The following is an 11,977-nucleotide window of genomic DNA, read 5'->3' on the forward strand; positions in this document are numbered from 1 at the left end:
ATACTGCTAGTAGCTTAAGAGAGGGCAGAGGAGCCGAATTAGGCCGAATGTCATGAGATACCCTGAGTATCGTGACGACACGGCGGCGGGGTGCTGCGCTGGAGCAGGCGATCCTGCAGGCGGCGGTCGACGAGCTGATGGAGGTCGGGTACCGCGAGCTGACGATGGACAACGTCGCCGCCCGGGCCGGCACCGCGAAGAACGTGATCTACCGGCGTTGGCCGAGTCGGGCCGCGCTGTGCATCGCGGCGTACCGGCACATGCTTCCGACCGGTCCCGACTCGACGCCCGACACCGGCTCGCTGCGCGGTGACGCGCTCGCGCTGCTCACCCGCGCCAACGACCGGATGGCCTCGCCGTTCGGCCGCATCCTCCGTCAGCTTCTCGGCGACATCCAGTCCGACCCCGAGCGGATGCGCGAACTGCGCGACCAGGTCGGCCGCGCCGGCGTCTCGCACTGGCTGACCGTGATGGCCCGAGCTGCGAGCCGAGGCGAAGTCGGCCAATCCGCCCTCACCCCGCGCGTGGCCACGGTCGCGGTCGACCTGCTCCGCAACGAGTACGCCCTCAACGGCGCGACCGCGGTCTCGAACGACGTCCTGACCGAGATCGTCGACCAGATCTTCCTCCCGCTGGCAATGCAGTCGGGCTCAATCGGTCATGACTGATCGCAGCGCCTCGAAGTCCTCCGGTTCCAGCGGGACCAGGCCGCGGCGGAGTTGGTAGCCCCAGTTCGGTTGCTGAGTCAGCCTCAGCTCGACCGCTTTGACGTCTGCGCGATGCACCGGCAGGAACTCGATCCGTCGGCGCCAAGGTTGGACAACGCCATGCGAGCCCATGTTCATGGCCTCTGCCTGGTACGGCGTCGTGTCGGCGACGACTCCGAGCGCGGTGAACGCTCGGAGCGGACTCTTCTCGCCGTACCGCTCGGTCGGGGAGTAGATCACGAACCCGTCGCCCTGCTGGAGCCGTGCGACGCCGTACCGCTTGCCGTGGTTGAGCTGGATGAAGCCGCCGTCGACCGCCCGCTGGGTGTGATCCGCGGAGATCACACCCAGCCAGGCCCTCTGAAGATCTGTCATAGGACTACTGTCCGCCGGAATATACGACATCTTTCGTCATGATTTTGCGGCGGAGTTTCGCGACCAGCGGCCAGGCGATCAGCAGCAGGATGACGGCGTAGATCACGTACGCGACCGGACCGCCGATCAGGCCGGAGGCGTTGCCGTTGGAGAGCTGGAGCGCCATTCGGGCCTGCCGTTCGGCGATCGGGCCGAGGATCACGCCGATGATGAGCGGGAGTACCGGCAAACCGAACCGTCGCATCCCGAACCCGAGCAGGCCGAGGACCAGGAGCAGCAACAAGTCCAGCGGCTGCGCGTTCACGGCGTACGCACCCATCGAGGCGAAGAAGATGATCCCGGCGTACAGGTACGGCCGTGGGATCTGCAGCAGCTTCGCCCAGGCCGGCGCCAGCGGCAGGTTGAGCAGAAGCAGGAACAGGTTGCCGATGAACAGACTCGCGATCAGCGCCCACACCAGCTTCGACTCTCGCTGGAACAGCAGCGGCCCGGGCTGGATGCCGTACGACGTGAACGCGGCCAGCATCACCGCAGCGGTTGCGTTCGTCGGCAGACCGAGTGCGAGCATCGGAACCAGCGTCCCGGCGGCCGATGCGTTGTTCGCCGCCTCCGGCCCGGCGACGCCCTCGATCGCACCGTGCCCGAACTCCTCTGGATGCTTGGAGAGCTTCTTCTCCGTCGCGTACGACAGGAACGTCGGGATCTCGGCACCGCCCGCCGGCAGCGCTCCGATCGGGAAGCCGTACGCCGTCCCACGCAGCCACGGCTTCCACGAGCGACGCCAGTCCGACTTACCCATCCACGGCCGCCCGACCGGGATCACCGTGCCCGGATTCCGCCGCAGATGGGCAGCGACCCAAAGCGCTTCACCGACCGCGAAGATGCCGACGGCAACCACTACGACATCGATGCCGTCGGCAAGCTGTGGTACGCCGAACGTCAACCGCTGCTGCCCCGTCACCTTGTCGATCCCGACCAGCCCAATCACCAGACCGAGCAGCAACGCCGCGAACCCGCGGATCCGGGACGACCCGAGCACTGACGTCGCACCGGCGAACGCGAGCAGCATGATCGCCAAGTAGTCCGGCGCACCCAGGCTGATCGCGAATTTCACCACCTGCGGTGCCACCAGCACCAGCAATACAGTCCCGATCGTCCCGGCCACGAACGACCCGATCGCGGCCGTCGCCAACGCCTGCGCGGCCCGTCCGGCCCGCGCCATCTTGTTGCCCTCGATCGCCGTCACCACCGATGACGACTCGCCTGGCGTGTTCAACAGGATCGACGTGGTCGAGCCGCCGTACATGCCGCCGTAGAAGATGCCGGCGAACATGATGAACGCCTGCACCGGCTCGAGTCCGTACGTGATCGGCAGCAGCAGCGCGACCGTCATCGCCGGCCCGATCCCGGGCAGTACGCCGACCGCCGTACCGACAATGACGCCGACCAGCGCGAGCAGCAGGTTGATCGGGGTCAGCACGTCACCGAACCCCTGCATCAGATTCATCAGGTTGTCCATCAGAGAATCCCTTGCAGTACGCCGGCCGGCAGGTTGACCCCGAGTCCGATCGCGAACGCGTAGAACGTGGTCAGCGACAGCGCGACGGCGATGAAGACGTTGCGGATGTGGTGCCGGCTACCGAGCGCGAACGCCGATCCCCAGAACAGCAAGGTCCCGCTGATGACCCAGCCGAGCGGCTCGATCACCGCGAGGTTGACCACGAAGGCTCCGACGAGCAACAGAACAGTCTTCCAGTCCACCGGCAGTGTCGGGTCGACGTCCTCGCCGGCTTCGGCTTCACCGGTCCCGCCGCGGGCGACGTCGACGGCGTACAGCACGGCGACGACGAGCAGCAGTACGCCGAGCACGATCGGGACCGGTTTCGGGCCGATCGGATCGTTGCTGTTGGCAATGTGCCGGATCCGGGCGGCGTCGACGATCACCAGGACGCCGACCACCGCCAGGAACCCACACACTCCGAACTGCGCACGATCCGGCCGCCGGGTAGCGGCCTCGGTCATGCGGCGAGGCCCAACTTGGTCAGGATGTCGGCGACCGCCTTGTCCTGGTCGGTGAGGAACTTGCCGAACTCGTCACCGGTCACGAACGCGTCGCTCCAGCCGTGCTTCTGCAGCTCGGACTTCCACTCGGCCGAGTCGTGCATCTTCGTCAGGGCGTCGATCCAGACCTTCTTGTCCGCGTCGCTGATCCCAGGCGGAGCGACGATGCCACGCCAGTTCGTGAACACCAGGTCGATTCCGGACGACTTCAGCGTCGGCACGTCCTTCAGCGCGTCGATCGGCTTCTCGCTCGTGACCGCGAGGACGCGGACCTGACCGCTCTCGACCTGGTCCAGGAACTCGCCGAATCCGCTGGCACCGAAGGCGATCTTGCTCCCCAGCAGGGCGGGCAGCAGCTCGCCGCCACCGTCGTACGAGACGAAGTTGACGTTCTTCGGGTCGATGCCGACGGTCTGCGCGAGCTGCATCGGCAGCAGGTGGTCCGGTCCGCCCGGCGACGAACCGCCGCCGACCGCCATCCCCTTCGGGTTCGCCTTCCAGGCCGTGACCAGGTCGCCGATCGTCTTGTACGGCGAGTTCTTCGGTACGACGATCGCACCGGCCTCCTCGACCAGCTTCGCCAGCGGAGTGGTCTGGGTGAGCGTCGCCTTCGACTTCGAGGTGTACGTCGCGCCGACCACGCCGAGCCCCATCTGCATGGCGAGCTTGCCGTTGCCCTTCTCGTTCACGGTCCGCTGCAGGCCGACCGTACCGCCGGCGCCGGGCAGGTTGAACACCTGCACGCCGGTCGCGATCTTCGCGTCGTCCATCACCTTCGCGGCGACCCGGGCAGTGGTGTCGTACCCACCGCCGGCCGTGTTCGGCACCATCAGCCGCAGGCCGGTCGCGGGCTTGCCGCTATCGGCGTTCGAGTCGGATTTGTTCGCAGTCGCGCCGCAGGCGGTCACGCTGGCGAGCGCGAGCGCTGCTGTGGTGACCCAGAGCATCGGCCTCATGGCGGGGTCCCTTTCGGTGGGGGTCAGGTGGCGACGATCGTGGACCTCCGGTGGGTACGGCGTCTGCGTTGTGGCCGCAGCGGTGGTTGAGTTCATTGTGGTCACGAGCGGAATCAGGGTGAAGTGTGGCACTTGAACGCTCGAGCGGTGATCATGCGGCAGAACCGGTTAGGAGGTGGGTATGGCGATCAGAAGGCGGCCGACGCTGGCTGGGCAGCTGCTCGTGCTGCAGCTGGCGATCGTGGTGATCGTGCTCGTCGCCGTCGCCGCGGTCTCGCTCGCGCAGTCCGCCGCCACCTTCAACCGGGTCGAGGGCCGTCGGGTGACCGCATTGGCCGAGCAACTCTCCGGGAACCAGACGCTGCGGTTCGGCATCCGGCACCCCGCGCCCTCGGAGGTCCTCGCACCGTTGCTCCAGACAACGTTGACGCAGTCCGGCGTCACCTCGATCACCGTCGCCGACGCGAACGGCCGGATCGTCGCGGCCACGAACCCCACCACCATCGGCAGTTCGTTGACCCTCGGTGATCCCTGGGTGGCCCAAGGCCGCGGATGGTCCGGTGAGTTGCGGCTCGGAGATGGGCAGGAGCTGGTCTCGCAGGTCCCCGTGCTCAGTCAGGGCACGGACGCGGCCGGTCGGCCGGACGGGACCCTCGGCAACCACATCGGCACGGTGATGGTCGGCGAGCAGGCTCCTTCTATCTGGCAACGGTTGCGCGGAGCATCGTCGTACCTGGCGATCTATCTCGGCATCGCGTGCGTACTCGGGCTGCTCGGGTCATGGTTGCTCGCTCGCCGGATCAAGCGGCAGACGCTCGGGCTCGAGCCGCGCGAGATCGCCGGGCTGGCCGAGCATCGGGAGGCGATGCTGTACGGGCTGGCCGAGGGAGTCGTTGCCCTGGACCCCCATCTGCGCGTCACGCTGGTGAACGACGTCGGCCGGCGGCTGCTCGACCTGCCTTCGAGCGCGGTCGGGCGCAGTCTCGACGAGCTGGGGATCGAGGGCCGGTTGCGCGACGTACTCGCCGGTGAGGACGAGGCGCGCGACGCGGTCGTCGTACGGCGTGGGCGCGTGCTGGTGATGAACCGGATGGAAGTCCTGAAGGATGGGCGATCACTCGGTTCGGTGACGACGCTGCGGGACCGGACCGAGCTGGCGCAACTCGAGCGAGAGCTGGGATCGTTCCGTTCGTCTGCCGAACTACTCCGGGCCCAGACGCACGAGTTCGCGAACCAGCTGCACACGATCTCTGGCCTGATCCAGATCGGGGAGTACGACGAGGTTGTCACGTACGTCGGCGCGCTCAACCGCTATCGTGAGTCGCTCGACCTGACCGTGACCCGGCGGGTCCACGACACCGCGGTCGCTGCCCTGCTAATGGCGAAGTCCTCGCTCGCGGCCGAACGCCGCGTCGAGCTCCGGGTGTCCGAACGTACGACGCTGCTCCGGCTCGACCCTGCGCTGTCCGCCGACGTGGCGACCGTCCTCGGCAACCTGGTCGACAACGCCGTCGACGCGGCCGCGCAGTCCGGTACGCCGCTGTCGCCCGCGTGGGTCGAGGTCGAACTGCGGCAGGACGCGACGAGCGTGGAGATTGTGGTCCGCGACTCCGGTCCCGGGGTGGCGCCCGAGTTGGCGCAGGAGGTGTTCGCCCACGGTTTCACCACCAAGGCCGCGGCCGAGGGCGAACGCGGGATCGGGCTCGCGATGACCCGGCTGATCTGCCGCCGACGCGGTGGCGAGGTCGCCGTCACCAACAACGACGACGGCGGCGCCGCGTTCGTCGCCCGGATGTCCGCCCAGCGCACCCCGGAAGGAGCCCGATGATCACCGTCCTGGTCGTCGACGACGACTTCATGGTCGCCCGTATTCACCGAGGCTTTGTCGACCGGGTGGACGGCTTCGAGGTCGTCGGTACGGCGAACTCCGGTGACCAGGCCGTAGCCGCGCTGTCCTCGTTGCGCCCTGATCTGGTCCTGCTCGACCTCTATCTACCTGACGTCTTCGGCCTGGACCTGATCGCCCGGATGCGCGCCGTACAGCCGGAGGTCGACATCCTCGTCATCACAGCTGCCCGCGAGGCCGACGCCGTACGCGGTGCTGTGCGGCAGGGGGTCGTCAACTACCTGCTGAAACCCTTCGGTTTCGAGGATCTGAGGACCCGTCTGCAGGAGTACGCCCGCCGCCGCGCCAGCGTCCCCGACCAGGTCACCTCCCAAGCCGACGTCGACCGAGTCCTCGCCCCCGCCGGACCGCAGGTCAACCGCCTGCCCAAGGGCCTCAGCCAGGAAACCTGCGATCTGGTGGCCGCAGCCCTCCGTACCACCCCGAAGAACTTGTCAGCCGCCGAATGCGCCGAAAAAGTAGGCATCTCCCGAGTCAGCGCCCGCCGCTACCTCGAGTTCTTCTGCACCCGGGGCCAAGCCGAAGTAGCCCTCCGCTACGGCACCACCGGCCGCCCAGAACGCCGCTACCACTGGAGAACCTGAAGCCGAACCCAACCCGGACAGGGGCGCGGCGAGCTGGATCGTTTGAGGGGTCAACCCCTGAGATGGCCCTGCGGATTACCGCCGCTCGGCTGTGCCGGGCGGGGATCGGGGAGTCGTGAATCGCCGACTGGGTCCGCGCAGGAGTTCTGCCGGAGTGTGGGGAGGATCTTGTGCCGTTCTGGGCACAAGATCCTCCCCACACCGGGCTGGTTCGGGGGCGCGCTAGTCCTCGACTAGTTCGACGGTGGTGGCGTGGCGTTCTGCCAAGGCGTGGTAGACGGTGGCGTTGTGGTCTACGAAGAGTTTGGCGGTGCCTTCTAGCGGGATGATCTTCTTGGCGGGGCTGCCCATTGCGACCGATTCCGGTGGGATGACTGCGCCTGGGGTCACGGTGGAGCCGGCGGCGACCAGGGAGCGCTTGCCGACGATCGCGCCGTCGAGGACGATGGCGCCGTTGCCGACCAGGGCTTGTTCGCCGATTGTGCAGTCGTGGACCAGGCACTGGTGGCCGACTGTCGCGTTCGGGCCGATCTCGCAGCCGTTGTGGCCGACGTGGATCACGGTGTTGTCCTGGATGTTCGCGCCGGCGCGGATCGTGATCGTACCCAGGTCGGCCCGGATCACCGCGCCGTACCAGATCGAGACGCCGGCCTCCACGACGACGTCGCCGACCAGCGTCGCGGTCGGCGCGATCCATGCGTCCGGGTGGACGGTCGGCCGCTTACCTTCGAACGAGTACAAGGGCATACGTCGCACCTTATGCCGCGTAGGTTGTGCGGATGCTCAAACCGGTCGTCGGATTCGCAGCGTTCGGTCTGTTCTGGGGTGCGTGGGGCGCGATCCTGCCCGCGGTCCGGAGCGGCGCCGGAGTTACCGACGGCGAACTCGGCGTCGCGCTCCTGATGGTCGGAGTCGGGGCGCTGATCTCCATGCGGTTCACCGGTCATCTCATCGATCGGTACGGCGGTGCTGTGCTGCCTGTGGTCACGGTCCTGTTCGGGATCTGCGGCGTACTGCCCGCCCTCGCCAACTCGGCCGTCACGCTGAGCGCGGCGTTGTTGTTGCTCGGAGCAACATCTGGCGCGACGGACGTGGCGATCAACGCGACCGGCTCGCACGCGGAAGCAGCCGCCGGTCGACCGGTGCTGAACCTTGCCCACGGACTGTTCTCGGTCGCGGTCGTGGTGGCCAGCCTGAGTACGGCGGGACTCCGAGCCGCCGGCGTCGATGCGCTGCCGGTGCTCGGCGGGACCGGGTTCGTGATCGTGCTCGCGGCGGTCATCGCCCTACGGCCGGACGGCTCACACCCGGTGATCGCTCCAGAAAGCGACGGTCCGGCAAGCGACAGGCCGGCGAAGCGGCGGTTGGAGCCGACGTTGATCGTCTTCGGCGGACTCTGCGCGCTCGCGTATCTGGTCGAGAACGCCTGGCAGAGCTGGGGCGCGGTCCACCTAGACACCTCGCTGCACGCCGCCGCGGGCCTCGCCTCCAGCGCCCCGGCCGTCTTCGCCGCCGCAGCTGCCGCCGGCCGCTTCTCCGGCAACGGCCTGCTCAAGCGGGTCCGCCCTGTGCGTCTCCTAGTCGCCGGAGGCGCGATCGCGGCGGTCGGCTCACTCTGCGCGGCCCTCGCGACCAACCCATGGGTCGCGCTGGCCGGGATCGCCGTCGCCGGCCTCGGTACGTCGGTCTGCGCGCCGACGATCATCGGGATGGCCGGCGCGTGGGCCGGACCGGAGCGGCGGGCGGGAGCCATCTCGGTCGTCACCACGATCGCCTACCTCGGATTCCTGGTCGGTCCGGCGGCTGTCGGCGCGGTGTCGTCTGTCTGGTCGCTGTCGATCGCGCTGGCCGGAGTCGCCGTGATCGCAAGCGTTGTCGCGGGCCTCGCCCCAGTGGCCGGCCGCGTCGCAGACGGTCGCGCGGCCCTTCGACGTACGGCGAAAGGGATTTGAAAGGACCGGTTGCGAGGCTACGGTGACAAGCACAGCGAGGAGGGTGTGGCATGACGGAGATCGCGAAATCTGGGGCCGCGGTGATCAGCCGGGCCGATGGGCGGGACGACGGCGAGGAGTGGACCGAGAACTACACCGAGCTGCCGGGTGGGGCCGGTGTCTCGTTGATTCTCGAGGCGACCACACAGGAGGGTGTCGGGCCGCGGTTGCACAAGCATCCGTACGCCGAGACGTTCATCATCCGGCGTGGTTCGGCGACGTTCACCGTCGACACCGAGGAGATCGTCGGCAAGGCCGGCCAGATCCTGGTCGTTCCGGCGGACACGCCGCACAAGTTCCGCACCGGGCCGGGCGGCTACGAAGCGGTGCACATCCACGCCAACCCGACGTTCGAAACCATCTGGCTCGAGTAGTCAGTCAGACCTGAACGCGGCCAGCAAGGTCGCGGTGATGTACGGCGCAGCCTGGTCGGAGGTAATGCGGCCGGCGTGGATCTCGCTGGCGGCGCCGTGCATCACGTTGTGCATGACGCTGACCAGCCACGACGTCGGCAGGTCGGTCCGGAAGACCCCTTCGTCGCGGCCGCGTTCGAGCAGCCGCTCGACGCGCGCCATCGGATCGGCGTGCAGTTCGCGTACGCGCCCAGGCGGCAGCGAGTCCTGAGCCGCGAGCAGCAGCGCACGGTACTGGTCGACCAGCTGCCAGCTCGACTCGACCAACCTCCCCAACGCCTCCCGCGGATCGCCGGTCAGATCGACCTGCCCCAGCGTCTCCTCGCCGGTCGCGATCGCCTGCACGAACACGGCGTCGATCAGCTCGGCCCGCGACGGGAAGTGGCCGTAGAGCGTGACTCGCCCGACCCCGGCTGCCTTCGCGATGTCCGACGTACTCGCGGCCGGATCGCGGCTCAGGCATTCGGCCGCCGCGGTCAGGATCGCCGCGATGTTCCGCTGCGCGTCCGCCCGCCTGGTGGTGACAGCCATCCAGCCTCCTCATCTCGAACACACTGTACGAGTTCCTCTTGTCGAACACCAGTGTACGAGTTACCGTAGCGATCATAACCCGTACAGCTGTGTTCGACTTAAGGATTGATGATGGAAGAACCCGATCCCCGGCGGTGGCGGCTGCTGGGCCTGCTCGCCGTCGCGCAGTTCATGCTGATCCTCGACGTCACGGTGGTCGCGATCGCGCTGCCGAACATCGAGACCGACCTCCAGCTCGGGCGCGAGACACTGACCTGGGTGGTCAGCGCCTACACGCTGATGTTCGGCGGGCTGATGCTGCTCGGCGGTCGCGCCGCCGACCTGTTCGGCTCGCGTCGCGTCGTACTGACCGGCCTGATCGTGTTCACGCTGGCCTCGCTCATCACAGGTCTCGCCGGGAGTCCTGAGGTCCTGCTCGGCGGTCGTGTTGCCCAAGGCATCGGTGCCGCGATGCTGTCGCCGGCCGCGTTGTCTGTTGTCACGAGGACGTTCGACGGCGAGGAGCGCAACAAGGCACTCGGCATCTGGTCCGCGATGGGCGGTGGCGGCTCGGCGATCGGCGTACTGCTCGGCGGCCTGCTCACCGCCGGCCCCGGCTGGCAATGGGTCTTCTACATCAACCTGCCGATCGGCCTGATTGTGTTCACCCTCTTGATCCGGATGCTCCCGGCCGATCGACCGAGCGAGCAGTCGGGCCGTCTCGACGTACCGGGTGCGCTACTGGTCACGGCCGGCACGGGTACGGCGATCTACGCGCTGATCAACGCCGGCGACCGCGGCTGGCTCTCGGCCGCAACCCTCGGCACCCTGGCCGGCGCAGTCGTTCTGTACGGCGCCTTCGCGTGGGTCCAGCGGACCGTCCGTTCACCGCTGATGGACCTCCGGATTCTCGCCCGCCGATCCGTTGCCGCAGGCACTTTCATGCTGCTGGTAGCGACCGCGCTGATGATCTCGATGTTCTTCCTCGGCTCGTTCTACCTGCAGCACTTCAAGCAGTACGGCGCACTTCGCACCGGACTGTTGTTCCTGCCGGTCGCGGTCGCCGCGATCGCCGGAGCGCATCTGGCCGGTCAGCTTGTCGGCCGAATCGGCGCGCGGCCGGTCGCCATGATCGGCTTCGTGGTCACGGCGCTCGGCGTCGCTGTCCCCGCCATCTGGGAGGGTGCTGTCGTGATCGTGATCGGGATGACTGTCGGGACGCTAGGGCTCGGCGCTGCGTTCGTGGCGGCGTCGACGACGACGTTCGCGCAGGTCGACCATCGGGAAGCGGGCCTGGCGTCCGGGATCCTGAGTACGTTCCACGAGTTCGGCGCGTCGCTCGGTGTCGCCGTGGTCTCGAGTGTCGCGGCGGCGAGTCTTGCCGGGACGGTGTCGACCGGGACAGTGTCGACTGGGTTCGGCCGCGGGTTCACGTTCGCCGCAATCACTGCGGCGGTGGCGGCCGTCCTCGCGCTGGTCGTCGTACCAGCGTTCAAGCCTTCGACCGGAGGGGTTCATGTCCATTGAGATTCGCCGCGCGGTGGTCGCGGATGCGGAGACGGTGCTGGCCATGCTGGGGGAGCTGGCGGGCCATCAGGATCAGCGGCAGTACGTGACGGCGAGTGTCGCGGACTGGGAGGGGTTTCTCGCGCGTGACGAGGTGATCGTGCTGATCGCCGAGGTCGACGGCGACGTCGCTGGGTACGTGTCCGCGTTGCGGCGTGCGTACCTCTGGGTCGGTGGCGATCAGCTCGCGCTCGACGATCTCTATGTCCGGGAGGAGTTCCGCGACGCCCGCGTCGGACGTCAGCTGATGCTCGGTCTCGCGCGGCTCGCTCTGCCGGACCGGCTGCCAATCGGGTGGGGTCTCCGGCTCGAGAACACCGCCGGCTACCGGTTCTACGAACGCCTCGGCGCCAAGCTGGTCACGAAGACCGCGGCCAGCTGGTCACCGGAGGCGTACGAGCGTCAGCTCAGCGAGTAGGTGGCCGCGACCGGAAGGTGGTCGGAGGCGAGGCTCGCCGGGACGGACGCCGCGGTCGGCACCAGTTGCGGACTGTGCAGCTGAAAGTCGATCCGCTTGGTCGGCAGCGGCACCGCGCTGGTGAATCCGAGCCCGAACCCCTTCTCCGGCCAGGTGTCCGTCCAGTGCGCGGTCAGCGTCTTCACCTCGGTCGACGTCGGTACGTACTGGCGACGCGGCTTGCCCGGCTCCAGCGGATCCCAGTCGAGGTTGGCAGCGAAAACGTAGTTCATCTTCAGTCGCGCCGCCAGCCAGGCCGGCTGGTCGACCCAGTTGCTGCGGGCATCGAAGTACTTGTCGACCTCCTGCAGCCCCACGACTCCGGCGCCGGACGCCTCGATCGTCTGCGCGACCCGCTCGACGCATTGCCGCAGTATCACATCGGAAAGTATCAACCCGTCGGACTTACCGAAACGGCATGGTCGTATGGCGGTGTGCTTCCTACGGTGTG

Annotated in this window: 14 protein-coding genes; 7 read left to right on the forward strand and 7 right to left on the reverse strand. The window is 67.9% G+C overall.

Annotation, left to right across the window (positions count from 1 at the left end; translation table 11 throughout):
* The first annotated feature begins 71 nt into the window (after window positions 1–71).
* Window positions 72–668 carry a TetR/AcrR family transcriptional regulator gene (locus EV650_RS28790; RefSeq protein WP_238174506.1) on the forward strand — a complete coding sequence of 199 codons (597 nt, stop codon included), beginning with the start codon at window positions 72–74 and terminating at the stop codon, window positions 666–668.
* Here the strand turns inward: EV650_RS28790 and EV650_RS28795 are convergent.
* From EV650_RS28795 to EV650_RS28810, 4 genes are read right to left on the reverse strand one after another with little or no spacing between them, the layout of a single operon-like run.
* Window positions 651–1,082 (reverse strand): EVE domain-containing protein, encoded by a 432-nt coding sequence (locus EV650_RS28795; RefSeq protein WP_134122095.1) that lies wholly within the window; start codon window positions 1,080–1,082, stop codon window positions 651–653. The two genes, EV650_RS28790 and EV650_RS28795, sit on opposite strands and share 18 nt — an antisense overlap.
* A gap of 4 nt (window positions 1,083–1,086) precedes the next feature.
* Complete coding sequence (locus EV650_RS28800; protein WP_134122096.1) at window positions 1,087–2,601, reverse strand: tripartite tricarboxylate transporter permease; 1,515 nt, start codon at window positions 2,599–2,601, stop codon at window positions 1,087–1,089.
* Complete coding sequence (locus tag EV650_RS28805; RefSeq protein ID WP_134122097.1) at window positions 2,601–3,104, reverse strand: tripartite tricarboxylate transporter TctB family protein; 504 nt, start codon at window positions 3,102–3,104, stop codon at window positions 2,601–2,603. Before EV650_RS28805 ends, EV650_RS28800 begins: the two co-directional genes overlap by 1 nt.
* A complete protein-coding gene (locus tag EV650_RS28810) occupies window positions 3,101–4,099 on the reverse strand; it encodes a Bug family tripartite tricarboxylate transporter substrate binding protein (protein WP_134122098.1) in 999 nt (332 codons plus the stop codon). The genes EV650_RS28805 and EV650_RS28810 overlap by 4 nt, the downstream gene beginning before the upstream one ends.
* A 181-nt stretch (window positions 4,100–4,280) precedes the next feature.
* On the opposite strand from EV650_RS28810, the gene EV650_RS28815 reads away from it, so the two are divergent.
* The gene (locus EV650_RS28815; protein WP_134122099.1) at window positions 4,281–5,927 is read left to right on the forward strand and encodes a sensor histidine kinase; all 1,647 of its coding nucleotides are present in this window, start codon (window positions 4,281–4,283) and stop codon (window positions 5,925–5,927) included.
* On the forward strand, window positions 5,924–6,589 hold the full coding sequence (locus tag EV650_RS28820) for a response regulator (protein ID WP_134122100.1): 666 nt from the start codon (window positions 5,924–5,926) through the stop codon (window positions 6,587–6,589). Before EV650_RS28815 ends, EV650_RS28820 begins: the two co-directional genes overlap by 4 nt.
* 222 nt (window positions 6,590–6,811) lie before the next feature.
* Here EV650_RS28820 and EV650_RS28825 read toward each other — a convergent pair whose 3' ends face one another.
* The gene (locus EV650_RS28825; RefSeq protein WP_134122101.1) at window positions 6,812–7,336 is read right to left on the reverse strand and encodes a gamma carbonic anhydrase family protein; all 525 of its coding nucleotides are present in this window, start codon (window positions 7,334–7,336) and stop codon (window positions 6,812–6,814) included.
* Between the two features lie 32 nt (window positions 7,337–7,368).
* Between EV650_RS28825 and EV650_RS28830 the strand changes: the two genes are divergently transcribed.
* Both EV650_RS28830 and EV650_RS28835 read left to right on the forward strand, forming a co-directional pair.
* Window positions 7,369–8,541 (forward strand): MFS transporter, encoded by a 1,173-nt coding sequence (locus EV650_RS28830; RefSeq protein WP_134122102.1) that lies wholly within the window; start codon window positions 7,369–7,371, stop codon window positions 8,539–8,541.
* Window positions 8,542–8,591: 50 nt separating this feature from the next.
* Window positions 8,592–8,954: a cupin domain-containing protein gene (locus EV650_RS28835; protein WP_134122103.1), complete on the forward strand. Its 363-nt coding sequence runs from the start codon at window positions 8,592–8,594 to the stop codon at window positions 8,952–8,954.
* Here EV650_RS28835 and EV650_RS28840 read toward each other — a convergent pair whose 3' ends face one another.
* Entirely contained in the window at window positions 8,955–9,524 is a 570-nt protein-coding gene (locus EV650_RS28840) for a TetR/AcrR family transcriptional regulator (RefSeq protein ID WP_134122104.1), read from the reverse strand.
* Between the two features lie 111 nt (window positions 9,525–9,635).
* Here EV650_RS28840 and EV650_RS28845 point away from each other — a divergent pair, with 111 nt between their 5' ends.
* Together EV650_RS28845 and EV650_RS28850 are read left to right on the forward strand one after the other, a co-directional pair.
* Window positions 9,636–11,030 carry an MFS transporter gene (locus tag EV650_RS28845; RefSeq protein WP_238174507.1) on the forward strand — a complete coding sequence of 465 codons (1,395 nt, stop codon included), beginning with the start codon at window positions 9,636–9,638 and terminating at the stop codon, window positions 11,028–11,030.
* The gene (locus EV650_RS28850) at window positions 11,020–11,487 is read left to right on the forward strand and encodes a GNAT family N-acetyltransferase (protein ID WP_134122106.1); all 468 of its coding nucleotides are present in this window, start codon (window positions 11,020–11,022) and stop codon (window positions 11,485–11,487) included. The genes EV650_RS28845 and EV650_RS28850 overlap by 11 nt, the downstream gene beginning before the upstream one ends.
* On the opposite strand, the gene EV650_RS28855 is transcribed toward EV650_RS28850, so the two are convergent.
* On the reverse strand, window positions 11,472–11,906 hold the full coding sequence (locus EV650_RS28855; protein WP_134122107.1) for a hypothetical protein: 435 nt from the start codon (window positions 11,904–11,906) through the stop codon (window positions 11,472–11,474). The two genes, EV650_RS28850 and EV650_RS28855, sit on opposite strands and share 16 nt — an antisense overlap.
* Window positions 11,907–11,977 lie beyond the last annotated feature (71 nt).

The organism is Kribbella kalugense (assembly GCF_004365875.1).
GTDB lineage: Bacteria > Actinomycetota > Actinomycetes > Propionibacteriales > Kribbellaceae > Kribbella > Kribbella kalugense.

Bases quoted from the DNA above. Each gene is read 5' to 3' on its own strand.
- EV650_RS28795 (WP_134122095.1), bottom strand. From the start codon at position 1,082: ATGACAGATCTTCAGAGGGCCTGGCTGGGTGTGATCTCCGCGGATCAC.
- EV650_RS28800 (WP_134122096.1), bottom strand. From the start codon at position 2,601: ATGGACAACCTGATGAATCTGATGCAGGGGTTCGGTGACGTGCTGACC.
- EV650_RS28805 (WP_134122097.1), bottom strand. From the start codon at position 3,104: ATGACCGAGGCCGCTACCCGGCGGCCGGATCGTGCGCAGTTCGGAGTG.
- EV650_RS28810 (WP_134122098.1), bottom strand. From the start codon at position 4,099: ATGAGGCCGATGCTCTGGGTCACCACAGCAGCGCTCGCGCTCGCCAGC.
- EV650_RS28815 (WP_134122099.1), top strand. From the start codon at position 4,281: ATGGCGATCAGAAGGCGGCCGACGCTGGCTGGGCAGCTGCTCGTGCTG.
- EV650_RS28820 (WP_134122100.1), top strand. From the start codon at position 5,924: ATGATCACCGTCCTGGTCGTCGACGACGACTTCATGGTCGCCCGTATT.
- EV650_RS28825 (WP_134122101.1), bottom strand. From the start codon at position 7,336: ATGCCCTTGTACTCGTTCGAAGGTAAGCGGCCGACCGTCCACCCGGAC.
- EV650_RS28830 (WP_134122102.1), top strand. From the start codon at position 7,369: ATGCTCAAACCGGTCGTCGGATTCGCAGCGTTCGGTCTGTTCTGGGGT.
- EV650_RS28835 (WP_134122103.1), top strand. From the start codon at position 8,592: ATGACGGAGATCGCGAAATCTGGGGCCGCGGTGATCAGCCGGGCCGAT.
- EV650_RS28840 (WP_134122104.1), bottom strand. From the start codon at position 9,524: ATGGCTGTCACCACCAGGCGGGCGGACGCGCAGCGGAACATCGCGGCG.
- EV650_RS28845 (WP_238174507.1), top strand. From the start codon at position 9,636: ATGGAAGAACCCGATCCCCGGCGGTGGCGGCTGCTGGGCCTGCTCGCC.
- EV650_RS28850 (WP_134122106.1), top strand. From the start codon at position 11,020: ATGTCCATTGAGATTCGCCGCGCGGTGGTCGCGGATGCGGAGACGGTG.